The 14,921-nt window shown below is 62.7% G+C and carries 16 protein-coding genes and 1 pseudogene; 13 read left to right on the forward strand and 4 right to left on the reverse strand.

Annotated features, from left to right (window positions below; all coding sequences use genetic code 11):
* Window positions 1–10: 10 nt before the first annotated feature.
* Complete coding sequence (gene pfp / locus ABR989_RS14505; protein WP_428129908.1) at window positions 11–1,306, forward strand: diphosphate--fructose-6-phosphate 1-phosphotransferase; 1,296 nt, start codon at window positions 11–13, stop codon at window positions 1,304–1,306.
* 62 nt (window positions 1,307–1,368) lie between these two features.
* On the opposite strand, the gene ABR989_RS14510 is transcribed toward pfp, so the two are convergent.
* Window positions 1,369–2,106: a hypothetical protein gene (locus ABR989_RS14510; RefSeq protein WP_428129910.1), complete on the reverse strand. Its 738-nt coding sequence runs from the start codon at window positions 2,104–2,106 to the stop codon at window positions 1,369–1,371.
* 717 nt (window positions 2,107–2,823) lie between these two features.
* Here ABR989_RS14510 and ABR989_RS14515 point away from each other — a divergent pair.
* The 11 genes and pseudogenes from ABR989_RS14515 to ABR989_RS14565 all read left to right on the forward strand — a co-directional run bounded on the left by ABR989_RS14515 (window position 2,824) and on the right by ABR989_RS14565 (window position 12,527).
* Window positions 2,824–3,504 carry a class I SAM-dependent methyltransferase gene (locus tag ABR989_RS14515; protein ID WP_428129913.1) on the forward strand — a complete coding sequence of 227 codons (681 nt, stop codon included), beginning with the start codon at window positions 2,824–2,826 and terminating at the stop codon, window positions 3,502–3,504.
* Between the two features lie 129 nt (window positions 3,505–3,633).
* Window positions 3,634–3,750, forward strand: a pseudogene (locus ABR989_RS14520) (MarR family transcriptional regulator); the annotation flags it as partial.
* A gap of 197 nt (window positions 3,751–3,947) precedes the next feature.
* Window positions 3,948–4,946, forward strand: coding sequence for an LLM class flavin-dependent oxidoreductase (locus tag ABR989_RS14525; protein ID WP_428129916.1), 999 nt, complete (start codon window positions 3,948–3,950; stop codon window positions 4,944–4,946).
* 44 nt (window positions 4,947–4,990) lie between these two features.
* Window positions 4,991–5,455: a DUF2141 domain-containing protein gene (locus ABR989_RS14530; protein WP_428129918.1), complete on the forward strand. Its 465-nt coding sequence runs from the start codon at window positions 4,991–4,993 to the stop codon at window positions 5,453–5,455.
* On the forward strand, window positions 5,452–6,435 hold the full coding sequence (locus tag ABR989_RS14535) for an NAD(P)H-quinone oxidoreductase (protein ID WP_428129920.1): 984 nt from the start codon (window positions 5,452–5,454) through the stop codon (window positions 6,433–6,435). The genes ABR989_RS14530 and ABR989_RS14535 overlap by 4 nt, the downstream gene beginning before the upstream one ends.
* 152 nt (window positions 6,436–6,587) lie before the next feature.
* Entirely contained in the window at window positions 6,588–7,514 is a 927-nt protein-coding gene (locus tag ABR989_RS14540) for a S66 peptidase family protein (RefSeq protein WP_428129922.1), read from the forward strand.
* Between the two features lie 28 nt (window positions 7,515–7,542).
* Window positions 7,543–8,673: a serine hydrolase domain-containing protein gene (locus ABR989_RS14545; protein ID WP_428129924.1), complete on the forward strand. Its 1,131-nt coding sequence runs from the start codon at window positions 7,543–7,545 to the stop codon at window positions 8,671–8,673.
* Entirely contained in the window at window positions 8,666–10,132 is a 1,467-nt protein-coding gene (locus ABR989_RS14550; protein WP_428129926.1) for a UDP-N-acetylmuramate--L-alanine ligase, read from the forward strand. Before ABR989_RS14545 ends, ABR989_RS14550 begins: the two co-directional genes overlap by 8 nt.
* A gap of 63 nt (window positions 10,133–10,195) precedes the next feature.
* Window positions 10,196–11,272 (forward strand): ABC transporter permease, encoded by a 1,077-nt coding sequence (locus ABR989_RS14555; RefSeq protein WP_428129928.1) that lies wholly within the window; start codon window positions 10,196–10,198, stop codon window positions 11,270–11,272.
* A complete protein-coding gene (locus tag ABR989_RS14560) occupies window positions 11,265–12,176 on the forward strand; it encodes an ABC transporter permease (RefSeq protein ID WP_428129931.1) in 912 nt (303 codons plus the stop codon). Before ABR989_RS14555 ends, ABR989_RS14560 begins: the two co-directional genes overlap by 8 nt.
* Before the next feature lie 63 nt (window positions 12,177–12,239).
* Complete coding sequence (locus tag ABR989_RS14565) at window positions 12,240–12,527, forward strand: hypothetical protein (protein WP_428129933.1); 288 nt, start codon at window positions 12,240–12,242, stop codon at window positions 12,525–12,527.
* On the opposite strand, the gene ABR989_RS14570 is transcribed toward ABR989_RS14565, so the two are convergent.
* Genes ABR989_RS14570 through dtd form a run of 3 tightly spaced genes read right to left on the reverse strand, consistent with a single transcriptional unit; the run spans window position 12,514 to window position 13,963 of the window.
* Window positions 12,514–13,011 carry a tRNA (cytidine(34)-2'-O)-methyltransferase gene (locus ABR989_RS14570; RefSeq protein ID WP_428129935.1) on the reverse strand — a complete coding sequence of 166 codons (498 nt, stop codon included), beginning with the start codon at window positions 13,009–13,011 and terminating at the stop codon, window positions 12,514–12,516. The genes ABR989_RS14565 and ABR989_RS14570 overlap by 14 nt on opposite strands.
* Window positions 13,011–13,487: a DUF1285 domain-containing protein gene (locus tag ABR989_RS14575; protein WP_428129938.1), complete on the reverse strand. Its 477-nt coding sequence runs from the start codon at window positions 13,485–13,487 to the stop codon at window positions 13,011–13,013. Before ABR989_RS14575 ends, ABR989_RS14570 begins: the two co-directional genes overlap by 1 nt.
* A 29-nt stretch (window positions 13,488–13,516) precedes the next feature.
* Entirely contained in the window at window positions 13,517–13,963 is a 447-nt protein-coding gene (dtd, locus tag ABR989_RS14580) for a D-aminoacyl-tRNA deacylase (RefSeq protein WP_428129940.1), read from the reverse strand.
* Between the two features lie 85 nt (window positions 13,964–14,048).
* Between dtd and ABR989_RS14585 the strand changes: the two genes are divergently transcribed.
* Complete coding sequence (locus tag ABR989_RS14585; protein ID WP_428129942.1) at window positions 14,049–14,918, forward strand: prolipoprotein diacylglyceryl transferase; 870 nt, start codon at window positions 14,049–14,051, stop codon at window positions 14,916–14,918.
* The last annotated feature ends 3 nt before the right edge of the window (window positions 14,919–14,921 follow it).

A 14,921-nucleotide genomic window follows, 5' to 3' on the forward strand; every position in this document is an offset into this window, starting at 1 on the left:
AACATGACCGATGACGGCGCCCATTGCGACGATGAAGAGCGACGATAAGCATCGAGAGACCCTCGCGATCCTGGTCGGCGGCGGTCCCGCTCCCGGAATCAACGGCGTGATCGCCTCGGCCGCCATTGAGGCTATCAAGTGCGGACTGCGCGTGGTGGGACTGCGCGACGGTTATCGATGGCTGGTGGAAGGCGACACCGGGCACGTCGTCGAACTCGAACTCGAGGAAGTCAGCAGGATCCACTTCACCGGCGGTTCGATCCTGCGCACCTCGCGCACCAATCCGGCGCGCGACGAAGCGAGCCTGGGGCGCGTGGTCGATGCGCTGACAGCGCTTGGCGTTCGCTACCTGATCTGTATCGGCGGGGACGACACCACGTACGGTGCGGCGCGAATCGCCGAGCGCACCAGAGGCAGGATCGGCATCGTGACCGTGCCGAAAACGATCGACAACGATCTGCCGCTGCCCGAGAATGCGGCGACGTTCGGCTTCGAAACCGCTCGCGCCATCGGCGCCAGCATCATCGAATCGCTGATGGAAGACGCCCGCACCACCAGCAGGTGGTACCTGACGATCTCGATGGGCCGGAAGTCGGGATCCCTCGCGCTCGGTATGTGCAAGTCAGCCGGCGCTACGCTGGCGGTGATTCCCGAGGAATTTCGAGGCAAGAGGTTCGACCTCGCGCTGGTCGTGGACACTATCGTGGGCGCGATAATCAAGCGTCGCGCCAGCGGCCACGACGACGGCGTCGCGGTCATCGCCGAAGGGATCGCAGAGCGCATGGACGTTGGCGCGCTGGCTTCGGGGACGGCCTCGCAAGCCGACGCTTACGGCCACGTGCACATCGCGGACATCCCGCTGGGTATTGTCTTGCGCGATCAGGTGCGCGCGGCGCTCAAGCAACTCGGCATCGATGCCACCGTGGTCCCCAAGGACATCGGCTACGAGTTGCGCTGCGCGAAGCCGTTGCCATTCGACGTCGATTACACGCGAACGCTGGGCTACGGCGCGGTGCGCCACCTGCTAAGCGGCGGCTCCAGTGTGCTGATCGCGGTTGCGGGCGGCCGCGTGACGCCGGTCAGTTTCGAGCAACTGCTCGACCCGAACACGGGCCGGATTCGGGTGCGGACAGTGGATGTCTCCACCGAGTCATACCAGGTGGCGCGCTCTTACATGATTCGGCTCGAGCTGCAGGACTTCGAGGAGCCGGCGCTGTCGAAGCTCGCCGAACATGCCAAGCTCTCAGCCGCGGCTTTCAAGGCGAGATTCATCCCTTCGGTCCGCGCCACGACTGATGGGGCCTGAGACCTTTGGCGGGTATGGCTACTGAGTCGCGCCAACGCCGCCACTGCCGCCTTGGGGCGGATTCAATGGTCCACACTTGAAGCCTGCTGATGGACTGGTCGCACGCTTTGGATGACGCGGTTGATTTCTGGTTGTGAAATGCCGCCTGCGCACCTTTTGTCGCGAAACACGAAGTGAGTGCGGCCCTTGTTTCCGAACAGATCGGCGGCAATCGAGGGCGGGCGGTTAGCTGAGTTTCCGTATTGGAAGCCGTGGAAATCTTTCGTTTGAATCAGGAAGATGCCTGACTCCCCGTCGTTCGCACCCACCTGGATCGATTTCATCAGCAACAGCATTATAGTGCGAGCCGCCGCTCCTCGGGGCGTGAGTAAACCGATATCGCCAGGGGTGGTCTCGAGCGCAGCTCGGATGAAGGTATAGTCGGACTGTATAGTCTCGTCGCCATAGAATCGGGCGAGCGCTCTTCTATCAACGCCGTTCTTTCCAGGGACTCCATTCACAACCTCGTTTGGTGGGGGTGTGTAAAACACGATGGACTTTCCAGAATGAAAGGAAATCAATTGCCACTTTCCGACGAGTCTCGTCTTTTGCTCGTCCACATCGTCCCAGGGCACTTCGAATTCGTAGCCGAAATAGGAAAGCTTCCGGCCGGGCGCGCTGGAAATGGACAAATCCTTCAGCGCGACCGGGGTCTTCCACAAAGAGGGATCATCCTTACCCGATAAATTTCGTCCTTTGATGATTACGAACCAGGCCGAGACGCCGAAAACATATAGGTAGATGAAGACGACGCCGAACACGATTGCGCACCAAGTCAGGATACGGCGCCGTCTGGGCGTGAAGTGCGGAAGCCAGCCTCGATTAATTGCCCCCAAAATGCGCCCCGCTCCTCTTCAGTCGCCCTTGCTTAGCCGGGATTTCCATGGAAGGCAAACAGGCGGTGAACAGGATTCAAACGGGCGCCTGGCGCCGTCGCAGGCTGTCCTGAGGGGCCGATCGAGCGGCGCGGCGCCGCGATCAATCCAGGACACGGTGGCGGAGGGACCGGCCCTGCGGCCTATCCGGGGTATTGACAACCTAGCTGGCAGAAATTGCAATTTGTGGTAACTCCAGCAATTATACTTGTTGGATATGTTTAGAGTTGGGAGCTAAACAAAACATCGGGGACCTAGGGGACCCCAAGGAGCACTTACTTGGAGATCGATAAAATCGTTGCAGACTTGAAGAAGGAAAGGGACCGGCTTATCCGTGCGATCACGGCTTTGGTGGGAGCGGGAGCGGAGGCGGCAGGCAGGAGAGGCCGGCCCGCGGCTCCCAAGCCGGGCGCCACGAGAAGAAAGCGACGCGGCGGTATCACCAAAGAGGGCAGAAAGCGGCTGTCAGAGCTTATGAAGAAGCGGTGGGCCGAGCGCAGAAGGAAAGGACTAACGAAACTTAGTAAATAGCGGTGCGCCTGGATCGCCACCCGTCTGGAGTGTGCGGTTGATTCGCGACCGTCGCGTCCGCACAATCTTCAGATGGCGGATTCAGTACAACGCGCGTTCGATCTTGCGGCGGAGGACTACGACCGCACGCGGCGCCGGCTGGTGCCGGGGTTCGACGACTTCTATCGCGCGGCGATCGATTTGATTCAGTTTCCGCACGATAGCCAGCTCAAGGTTCTCGATCTCGGCGCCGGCACGGGCTTGCTGGCGGCGTTCATCGCGTACAGTTTCCCGCAGGCGCGGATCACGATGGTGGACATCTCGAGCGAGATGCTCGAGCGGGCGCGTGCGCGCTTTGAATTGGCCGGCGAGCGCTTCCGCTTCGAGGTCTCCGACTACGGCGTTGACCCGATCCAGGAAAAATACGACGCGGTCGTTTCGGCACTGTCGATTCATCACCTGGGCGACGACCAAAAGCGCTCGCTGTTCGCTCGAATCCACGGCGCGCTCAACGACGGCGGTGTATTCGTCAACGCCGAGCAGTGTCGCGGCGCGACCCCGGAGCGGCACCGTTTTCATCACGAGCGATGGATCACGCGGGTGCGCGAATTGGGGGTTGATGATCGCGACCTGGCGGCGGCGCTCGACCGGATGAAGTTCGATCGGGCGGCCACGCTCGAGGATCAGCTCCAATGGCTGCGCGAGGCGGGGTTCCGCGATATCGATTGCGCGTACAAGAATCTGATCTTCGCCGTTTACCGCGGCATCAAGTAGCGAAGAGCGGCGTCCGTCATTGTTCGGCGCGGCTCAAGACGCAAATCGCGTGGCCGGCGGCCGCCTGCCACCCGTACGCCTCCTTGCGTCTCCGATAGTTGGTAAGGTACTCGCGTTGCATACTATGAAGAACTCTCGCTGTTCCGCGCGGTGCTCGGTGACAAAGCGCGGGTCGAGCGCACCGATCACATCATGGCGGGCGCGCGGCGCTGCGCGTATCGGATCACGGCGCCGGACCATCGATAGGGAGCGTATCTTGCGGCGACCGTAGCTTCGAATTCCATTCGACTACCTGAACGAACGGTTTGAAGAAAAGTCGCAGTCTCGGCTAGGTTGGGCGCTGGGGAACGATGGCGCCGGCGCCCGATCCTGTTTCCGCGTTCCGATGGCGCAAAAGGATTCGCGATCTCGTGTAGTTGTAGTTGTAGTCAGGAGGAAATTTCATGGCGCGCAAATTATCAATCGGAGTCAATTGGCAGGGCAAGCTCGACTTCAAGGCGGCGATCGAACGCGCGAAAATCGCGGACGCCGCGGGAATCCATTCGATCTGGGTGGCCGAAGCGTGGGGGCGCGATGCCTTCACGCTGCTCACGCTGCTCGCGGAGCACACCGGCAAGGTGCAGCTTGCGACCTCGATCGTGAATATCTACTCGCGCACGCCGGCCGCGCTCGCGCAGCATTTCGGCACGCTCGACGAGTTGAGCAACGGCCGCATGATCATCGGGCTGGGCACCAGCGGTCCGCAGGTGATCGAACATTTCCACGGTATTCCGTTCAATCCGCCGCTGACGCGGATGAAGGAGTACGTGGAAATTATCAACATGATAATGGCGCAGACGCCGCTGAACTACGAAGGCAAGCTGTTCAAGCTGCAGCGCGGCTTCACGATGCGCTTCGAGACCCCGCGCAAGCATATTCCAATCTGGATCGCCTCGCTCAATAAAAAGAGCGTCGAGTTCACGGCGAAGAAAGCCGACGGATGGTTGCCGGTGATGATCCCGATCAACTCGCTAAAGAAAGCGATCGCGGATTTCCGCGCGATTGCGACGGCCGCCGGCCGCGAGGCGCGCGCGGTCGCCGTCAAAGCGCCCGGACACGTGACGGTAACGGCCAACATCGATCGCGCGGTTGCGGGACATGCTGCCAACGTCGCGTTCTATGCCGCGCGCATGGGCACCTTCTATTCCGAGCAACTCACGCGCTTCGGCTTCGGCGACGACGTGCAGAAGGTCAAACAGGCGTGGGATGCGGGCGGCTCGAAGGCGGGCACCGCGGCGCTGTCGCCCAAGCTGCTGGGCGAGTTGGGTTATATCGGCGGAGTCGAAGGCGCGATCGAGCGGCTCAAGGCGCAGGACGAAGCCGGCGTCGATCTGCATCCGGTGGAAATCGACGCGGGCGGCAAGCCGGGCGAGTTCGAGAAGACCGTCGCGCGGCTGCTCTGACGATCGTGCAGACGGAATTTGGCGATTCGCCGAGGGGCAATTCAGTGAGAATCAGAATCCAGCTGGTCGCATTCGCACTGCTGCTCGTAGCAGCCGCATTGCCCGCGCCGGCGCGCGCTGAAGACGCGGCGAAAGCGGACGGCATCAAGGTCGAAGTGACCGGCTTTCGAAACGACAAGGGGCAACTGGGATGCTCGCTGTGGCCAGGTCCCGCGGGATTCCCGCGCGACGATTCGCACATACTTGGTCACGTCTGGGCAAAGATTCAGGGCAATCGCGGCGAATGCGTCTTCGCCGGAGTTCCGGCCGGCGACTATGCCGTCACCCTTTTTCACGATGAGAACGGCAACGGCAAGTTCGATTCGAATTTTATCGGCTATCCGCTCGAGGGCTATGGATTTTCAAACAACGCCAAGGCCCAGTTCAGAGCGCCGTCATTCGACGAGACGAAATTTCACTATGACGGCAGCGGCACGAAGCAGATCCCGGTCCAAATGATTTATAGATGATGAAAGCAGTAATCGTTGAGAAACCCGGCGATGAAAATGCGCTCAAAATCGGCGAAATTGCCGAGCCTGCGATCAAGCCCGACGAAATACTGATTCGCGTCCGAGCCGCCGGGGTGAATCGCGCGGACATTCTTCAGCGCCAGGGATTCTATCCGCCTCCGCCGGGTGCGTCGGAAATCATCGGCCTGGAATGTGCCGGCGAGGTTGCCGCCGTCGGCGCTGCCGCCATCGGATGGAAAACAGGCGATCGCGCGATGGCATTGCTGCCGGGCGGCGGTTACGCGCAGAAAGCTGCGGTGCATTGCGGATCCGCGATGAAGATTCCCACGGCGCTGAGTTTCGAGGAAGCTGCCGGAATCCCCGAGGTCTTTCTGACCGCGTTCCTGAACTTTTTCATGCTCGTCGGGATCAAGCGCGGCGAGACCGCTTTGATTCACGGTGGCGGAAGCGGCGTCGGCACCGCATCGATTCTGTTGCTCAAGGAAACGGGCGTGCGCGTGATCGTAACTGCGGGCGCGGATGAGAAATGCGAGCAATGCCGGAAGCTGGGCGCCGACGTCGCGATCAACTACAAACGCGGGCCTTTCGCGCCGGCCGTGAAGGCCGCGACAGATGGGCGCGGCGTGGATGTGATTTTAGACAGCATCGGCGGCGCCTACCTGTCCGGAAATATCGAGTCGCTTGCCAGCGGCGGACGGCTGGTCCTGATCGGCTTGATGAACGGGACGCGCGCCGAGCTCGATCTGGCCGCCGTTCTGCGCCGTCATCTGAAAATCTTCGGCTCGACTCTGCGCACACGCCCAGCCGCCGAGAAGGCGCAGATCGTCGCGGCGTTCCTCGAGCAATTCGGCGCGGCTCTCGAAGCCGGCCGGTTGCGTCCGCCAATTTACAAGGTGCTCCCGGCCGCGGACGCGCCGACGGCGCATCGCATGATGCAAGCGAGCGAGCACTTCGGGAAAATCATTCTCAAGTTCGACTGATCCGGTTTGTTGACCTGCTCGCGCGCCGGGAGCATGGCGCGCCAGCCGGCGCTGGAACCGACGATTGATCCAAAGGCGCGCGCAAGTGGCGCAATTCGCGAAACTGATGGGTGTTCGCGCGCGCCTTCTGGTAGGATTCCGGGCGAGACAGCGTGAACCGCAAACCGATCAAACCCAACGCGCTCAAACCGGGCGATACAGTTGCGGTCGTCGCGCCCGCCGCGGCGATCGAACGGGAGCATCTCGAGCGCGGCGTCAACGTGCTCGCCTCGATGGGCTTTCGGGTCAAAGTTTCGCAGCGCGTGCTGGCGCGTTCGGGGATATTGGCCGGCGACGATCGCGAGCGGGCGAGCGAGCTTCGAGAATACTTTGCCGACCCCGAGGTCAAGGCGATCTTTTCCGCGCGCGGCGGTTACGGATGCGGGCGACTGCTGCCGCTGCTCGACTTCAAAGAGATGGCCCGCACGCCCAAGATATTCGTCGGCTTCTCGGACGCGACCTTTATCCTCAACGCGCTGGTCGATTTCGCCGGGATGGTATCGTTTCACGGGCCGATGGTCGCGATGGATTTTGCGCGAGGCCTGAGCCCGCGCGCGTTCGAGCACATGCAAGACCTGCTCGGCGGCAAACTCGACGGCTTCGAGCTCGAGGCGCGCGAGACGATGCATCCCGGGCCCGCACAGGGCGAGGTCATCGGCGGGTGCCTGTCGGTGCTGGTCGCGACGATAGGCACACCGTATGAGCCGCGCTTCGACGGCCGAATCCTGTTCCTCGAAGACACGGGTGAGAAAGCCTATCGAATCGATAGAATGCTCGTGCAGTTGCGCCAAAGCGGCGCGCTCGGCCGAGTGGCGGGAATTGTGTTCGGCGCGATTCGCGCGATCGACGGAAACGAGCAGGAGACGCGGCTGATTGCGCGCTTCGCCGCCGAGCAGACGGCCGGGCTGGGATGCCCGGTGCTGTACGGCGTCGAGGCCGGGCATGGCACCGAGAATTTTACGATTCCGTTCGGCGCGGTGGCGCGAATCGATTCCGCCGCGCGCCGAATCATCTTCACTGAGCCGGCCGTGACGCGGTAACGGGCCAAGTTTTCCGGAGGATTAAGCCTTGGGATGGAGTGATGTCGAGCAGGCATTCAACGACGCGGTCGAGGAGCGGGTGATTCCCGGCGCGACGGTCGTCGTGCGGCGCGGCGCGGAGGTCGCGTTCGAGGGCGCATTCGGATTCAGATCGATCGAGCCGAGCCGCTCGCCGGCCAAAATCGAAACCGTCTATGACCTGTCGTCACTCACCAAGGCGCTGGCGACGACGGTCGCAGTGATGATGCTGGCGCGCGACGGCAAGTTTCGTCTCGACGATCGGGTGACGCGCTTCTTTCCGAACTTTGGCGTGCACGGCAAGACCACGGTCACTTTTCGCCATCTGCTGGCGCATTGCTCGGGGCTGGCGGCATGGCGGCCGTTCTACCAGCGCATCCTGGATATCGAAAAAGGCGGGCGGGTCAACTTCATGGCGAGTCACGGCGCCAAGGAGTTTGCTTACGAGGAGATTCATCGCGAGAAGCCCGAGGCCGCGCCCGCGACCAGGACAATTTACTCGGATCTCGGTTTCATCCTGCTGGGTGAAACGGTCGAAAAGGTCGCCAGCGTCGCGCTCAACCGATTCTGCCGCGAGAAAATCTTTCACCCGCTGGGCCTGCGCGCGACCGACTATATAGACATCTCACTGGTCCGCTCGCGACGGCTGGAGCCGGTCGCCGACATGTTCGCGCCGACCGAAATCTGTCCTTCGCGCAAGCGGCTGCTGGTAGGCGAAGTTGACGACGAGAACGCGTTCGCGATGGGTGGAGTGGCGGGTCACGCCGGACTGTTCGCGCCGGTGCGCGAGGTCGATCGCCTCGCGCGCGAGCTGATCGCGTGTTACGCCGGACGTTCGGATTTCGTGCCGCAAAAAATAATCCGCGAGTTCTGGACGCGCGACACGACCGTGCCCGGCTCGACGTGGGCGCTCGGATGGGACACGCCATCGGCGGAGCATTCCAGCTCGGGGCATCGATTCTCGCCGGCGGCAGTGGGCCATCTTGGCTTCACCGGCACTTCGATATGGATCGAGCCGGAAAGCGAAGTTGCGATCTCGATGCTGACCAACCGCGTTCATCCGCGGCGCGACAATCAAAAGATTCGCGAGTTCCGCCCGAAGATTCACGATTTGATCATGGATGCGCTCGACGGTGGCTGATTCCGGCAGCGCCGCGCGCCTCGCGCGCATTCCGGCGTCCCCCCGGCGCGTGCATCTGATCGGAGTCGGCGGCACCGCGATGGCCGCTGTGGCCGGGATGCTGGTGGAGCGCGGCTTGTCGGTCACGGGCTCCGACAATCAGCTCTACGAGCCGACGGCGTCGCTGCTCAGAAACTCGCGGGTGGGATTGATGACGGGATTTTCGCCCGCGAACCTGTCGCCTGCGCCCGACCTGGTGGTGGTGGGCAACGCGATCGTGGCGAGCAATCCCGAAGCGGTGGCGCTGCTCGATTCCGCGATCCCGTATCTCTCGATGCCTGAAGCGCTGTGGCATTTTTTTCTGAAGGGCCGGCGCGTGCTGATGGTCGCCGGAACGCATGGCAAGACCACCTCGACCGCGATGATGGCGCACGTGCTCGACGCGGCGGGGCGCGATCCTTCGATGCTGGTGGGAGGAGTCGCGAGCGATTTCGGATCGAACTACCGGCTTGGCCAGGGCGCCGATTTCGTGATCGAGGGCGATGAGTACGACACCGCGTTTTTCGACAAAGGACCGAAGTTTCTGCATTACCGGGCGATCGGTGCGATTATTACGGCGGTCGAATTCGATCACGCCGATATCTATCGCGATCTCGAGCATGTGAAATCGAGTTTCCGCGCGCTCGTCGAGCAGATGGATTCGTCGCGGGTGCTCGCGGTATGCGCCGACTTTCCGCACGCGCTCGAAGTCAGCGCGGCAGCGCGCTCGCGGCGGCTCACATACGGGCTGCGCGGGGGCGAATACGGCGCGACAGACATTACGGTGGGCGCGGACGGCGCGAGATTTTCGGTGACGCGCGACGGCGACCGAATCCAGGATTCAATTCATCTTCCGATCGGCGGCCGAATGAACGTCGCCAACGCGCTGGGCGTTTACGTGCTGCTGAGCGCGTTTGGAGTCTCCGGCGACGAGATTGCCGGCGGCTTGCGCACCTTCAAGGGCGTCGTGCGGCGGCAGCAGGTGATCGGAGAGGCGGCGGGAGTGACGGTGGTCGATGACTTTGCGCATCACCCGACCGCGATCGGCGTCACGCTCGAGGCGATTGCCGAACGGTTCCCCGGCCGGCGGATACTTGCGGCGTTCGAGCCGCGCTCGAATACGGCGCGGCGCAATGTTTTTCAAAATGCGTTCGCGGCCGCATTCGATCGAGCGTCGCGCGTCTATCTGGGTCCGGTCTATTTCAAGGAAAACGATCCGATCGCGCCGGGCGAGCGGCTGGAAACAGGCGCGCTCGCGAGTGCGATCAGTGCGCGTGGAGCGCGCGCGATTGCATGCGCGTCGAACGATCAGGTCCTCGAGCGGATGCTCTCCGACGCGCGCGCGGGCGACGTTGCGCTGTTCATGTCGAACGGGCCGTTCGATGGATTGAAGGAACGATTCCTGGCGGCGTTGCAGGTTCGGGGGAGTGGAACGACTTAGGGAACCTCTGCACAGGCAGTTGAGCGGCATCTGCTTGCCAAGCGGCGCCGGGGTGCGCGACTAATGCTGTCCTCGATTGCGAAACCATTTGCAGCGCTGGCGCTCGCAGCCGCGCTCATCTCGATCGTCCTCGCCGCTCTCGGCGCGTCTCCGGTTGGCGTGTTCGCGGCGCTAGGCGAAGGCGCGTTCGGCAACTGGTACGCATGCGTGGATACAATCGTAAAATCCACGCCGCTGGTCTTCACGGGGCTTGCGGTCTCGCTCGCTTTCTCGGGCGCGCTATGGAATATCGGCGCCGACGGACAGCTTACGATCGGCGCGATCGCGGCCGGCGCGATCGGTCCGCATCTCGGCAATCTTCCGCATGCGATCGCAATTGCGATCATTCTCGCCGCCGGCTCCCTCGGCGGCGCGGTTTGGGGCGGCGTGGCGGGATGGCTGCGCGCGCGGCGCGACGTAAACGAAGTTATCAGCACGATCATGCTGAACTTCGTCGCCGTGCAGGCGCTCAGTTGGGTCGTGCATGGTCCGTTGATGGAACCGTCGCGCGCGTATCCGACCAGCTCGCCAATCGCACGCGCCGCCCAGCTTGAATTCTACTTTGCGCCGAGCCGCATCAACCTGGGCATGATCCTCGCAGTCGTGCTCGCCGCCGCGTGCTACCTGCTGTTGTTCCATACCGGAGCCGGATTCGAGCTGCGCGCGATGGGCCGCAACCGGCGCGCCGCGACTTTCTTCGGCATCCGAATCCCGGCACTCACGTTCCGGGTGATGGCGCTGTCAGGCGCGATGGCGGGGCTTGGCGGCGCGGTGCAGGTCTCCGCAATTTCGCATCGATTGTACGAGAAGCTCTCGCCCGGATGGGGTTTCGAGGCAATTGCGGTCGCATTGGTGGCGCGCCTGAATCCGCTCGGCATCATCCCGGCCGCTCTCCTGTTCGGTGCGCTCGACAACGGCTCGCAGGCGATGCAGCGAACGCAGGGTATCTCGCCGGAGCTGGTGCAGGTTATCCAGGGTCTCGTGATTTTGATCATCCTCGCGTTCGACACGCCGGCCTGGAGCGGACTCCGCGAGCAGATTTTCGGCGCGCCTCATGATGCCCCCGCGGTGCCGCCGGTTGCGGAGATGCCCGATGCTTGAAGCGTTCCTCACCTCGGCGATCACCATGGCGACGCCCATCCTGCTGGCCGCGCTGGGCGAGCTGATCGTGGAGGAAAGCGGCGTCGTCAACATCGGAATCGAAGGCGCGATGCTGGCGGGCGCGTTTGCTGCGCTCGCGGTCGCATACTTCAGCGGGATTACCGCGCTCGGCCTGGCGGGCGCAATCGCGGCGGGCGTCGCGATCAATGCGATCTTTGCGATCCTGGTGGTGAATCTCGCCGTCAACCAGGTCGTGACTGGAACCGCAGTCAGCATCCTCGCGCTGGGATTGACCGGCGTCTTCTATCGCAAGCTGTTCGGCGTGACCGGCAAGGCGTTCATGGTGGCGCCGATTGCGAAAATCCCGCTCGGTCCGCTGGCGCGAATCCCGCTTCTCGGTCCGGTGCTCTTCAATCACAACGGACTGGTGTACTTCACGTTCATTCTCGTGCCAGCGCTCTGGTACGTGATCGCGCGCACGCGCTATGGACTGAGGCTTCGCGCTTGCGGTGAGCGTCCCGAAGCGGCGGACGCGCTCGGACTCGGCGTAATTGCAATCAGATGGCAGGCACTGATGATGTCAGGCGCGCTGACGGGCCTGGCCGGCGCGTTTCTGACGCTCGCGTACGCCAACACGTTCGTCGAAAACATCTCGGCCGGCCGCGGCTTCGTTGCGCTGTCCGTGGTCATAGTAGGACGATGGAATTCGTGGGGCCTGGCGGCCGCATCGGTGCTGTTCGGCGCCGCGATGGCGTTGCAATTCGGATTGCAGGCGCTCGGTACCGTCGTTCCGTACCAACTATTTCTCGCGCTCCCCTATGCGCTGACGTTGGTGGTACTGGCGGGCTTTGGCGGACAGGCGGCGGCGCCGAGCGCGCTTGGCGAACCGTATCGCCGGCAGTGAGCAGGGGTGAACAGTGAACACGCAGATTTCTCAACTGCGCGCGATGATGTAGTTTAATCTGCGATGCCTACGCTGACGCCCACGCCCAGAGATGCGTCATTTCCGATGGCGGATTGCGCGGCTTGCGGCAAGCCGGTGCTGACCTACGTCGCGCTCGACGACGATGGCGCCGAACGCCGCGTCTGTGTGCATTGCGACACCGCCGTCGCCGACCATCTCAAGTGGGTCTCGCCCGGCGAACTCGAGCAGGCGGGTTATTATTTTGGCGCGCCGCCCGCCGACGGCGCCGCCGCCGGCGAGAAGGGCGGTTGCAGCACGGGCTGCGGCAGTTGCGCCGTCAAGAAGCATTGAGCGCGCCGGTCTGGCGCAGCGCTTCATAAACCACGATCGACACCGCGTTGGAGAGATTGAGGCTCCGGACGCCCGCCTCGAAGATTGGGATCCGATACGCACGGTCAATTCTTTCAAGCACGAAATCGCGGCCCAGCCCCGCCGTCTCGCAGCCAAAGAAAAGAAAATCGCCGCGCGCATAGCGCGCATCGAGATAGGTCGCGCCGGCGTGAGTCGAGAAAAATTTCGATTTCGCCCTCGTTGCCGGCGGATCGCGATGCACCGCAGCGAACTGCTCCCATCCTTCATACGTGCGCAAATCCACCAGCGGCCAGTAATCGAGGCCCGCGCGCTTGAGATAGCGATCCTCGAGCGAGAATCCGAGCGGACCCACCAGGTGGAGCCGGGCCCTGGTCGCGGCGGCCAGACGCGCGATCGATCCCGTGTTCTGCGGAATTTCGGGGCGAACCAGGACGATGTGCAGATTCGGCTCGGCCAGGTGCATCAGTTGCCTGGCGCCGGCGCGCCACCGAGCGGATACCGATGGCCCCTGAGATTGACGTAGAAATGTCCGGCGTCGTCGGATTCGAAGCGGTCACTGAGATGGTAGTAGGCGGAGCGAAGGAAGCGTGCGCGAGCATCGCCGCCCTTGACGCGCGCATAGAGGACGTGGCCGGCGCCGATCTCCAGCGCGGTGGGATCGAGCGGCTCGCAAGTGTCGTCGTTCAGCACCATCATGAATCCGCCCAGCTCGTCGTCTTCGAGCGCCTTGACTACGTAGGGCGTGTCCTCGACCGCGACCGGCGCGCGTTCTTCAGCGACTTGCAGATAGTAACTGCCGTCGGGATTGCGCTTGATGCTCCGGCTGAAGAGCAGGGAGATTCGCGGGTTGTCGATCCGCTCGTCGTCGCTGTACCAGTGGCCGTCGCGCCGAAACGAGAGCTTCCCCGATTCGGCGATATAGAATCCCGCGCGCGGCATCGTAACCTACTTCTCCAGTTCTTCCATCTTCATTTGTCACGACTATCGAGGATGATCGTCACCGGGCCGTCATTGACGATTTCAACTTCCATCATCGCGCCGAACTCACCGCTCTCAACCTTAACATCGCGAATCCGCGCGAGCGAGAGAAAGTGCTCGTAGAGGCGGCGCGCTTCGTCGGGCGCAGCTGCTCCAGTGAACGACGGTCGGCGGCCTGAATTCGTGTCGGCGAGCAACGTGAATTGCGACACGACCAGCAGCGCGCCACCGACTTGGGCCAACGAGCAGTTCATCTTGCCGGCGTTGTCGGCGAATACGCGCATGCCGACGATTCTATCTACAAGATGTGCCGCGTCGGCCTCGCGGTCGCCGCCGGCAACTCCCAGCAGCACGACAAACCCGCGCGCAATTTTGCCCAGGATGCGCCCGTTGCAGCGCACCTCCGCGCGGCTGACGCGTTGAACAACTGCCCGCATACTTGCGTCATATAATAGCGATCGCCGCACGGCGAAAGCCTTTGTGGTGCGGGCGGGCCGTCGCATACTATAATTCCAAGCGATAATGATTCCTGTCTTGTTCCACCTGGGCCCGCTGACCGTTTACAGCTTCGGGCTGATGATGGCGCTTGGATTCCTGGCGGCCGACTACGTTATCCGCCTCGAATGCGTCCGCCACCGCTTCGATCCCGAATATTCGTCCTCGATTGTGATCGCGGCAGCCGTGATGGGGCTGGTCGGTTCGCGCATTTACGCGATCCTCGACGATCTGCCCACGTACCTTGCCGATCCCAAGTCGATGATCTTCTCCGGCTCGGGTTTCGTATTCTACGGCGGCATGATCGGTGGAATCCTCGGCGCTTACATTGTCTCGCGGTGGTATCGAATCGGATTCGCCGTGACTATGGACATGTGCGCGCCTGCCCTTGCCGTCGGGCAGGCAATCGGCCGAATCGGATGCCAGCTGGCGGGAGACGGCGACTGGGGACTGCCGTCCACCTTGCCGTGGGCGATGGCGTATCCGCGCGCGATCGTCGGCTGGAGCCCCCAGACCGTGCTGAAATTAGACGAGCATTACCGCCTCGTTTCCGGCTACTTCCCCGGCGTCCGCGTGCATCCCGCGCCGGTTTACGAAACTATTCTGTATCTCGGCGTGTTCGCGATATTGTGGTCGATGCGCAAAACGTATCATCCGGTTGGCCGGCTGATGTATTGGTACCTGGTGCTGGCGGGCGGCGCGCGCTTTCTCGTCGAGTTCGTGCGAATCAATCCGCGGGTCTTCCATGGCCTCAGTGAGGCGCAGCTGATTGCGATCGCGATGATGATCGTCGGCGGCGTCGCGTTGATTCTCACCAGGGAAAAAGATTTGGCGAAAAGTGGCCAGCAGCCCGGCGAAAAAAACCGGCGTCCGGCGATGAACGCGGGGCGGGCCTGAGAG

The sequence above is a fragment of the Binatus soli (SeqCode) genome (assembly GCF_050015535.1).
Lineage (GTDB): Bacteria > Desulfobacterota > Binatia > Binatales > Binataceae > Binatus > Binatus soli.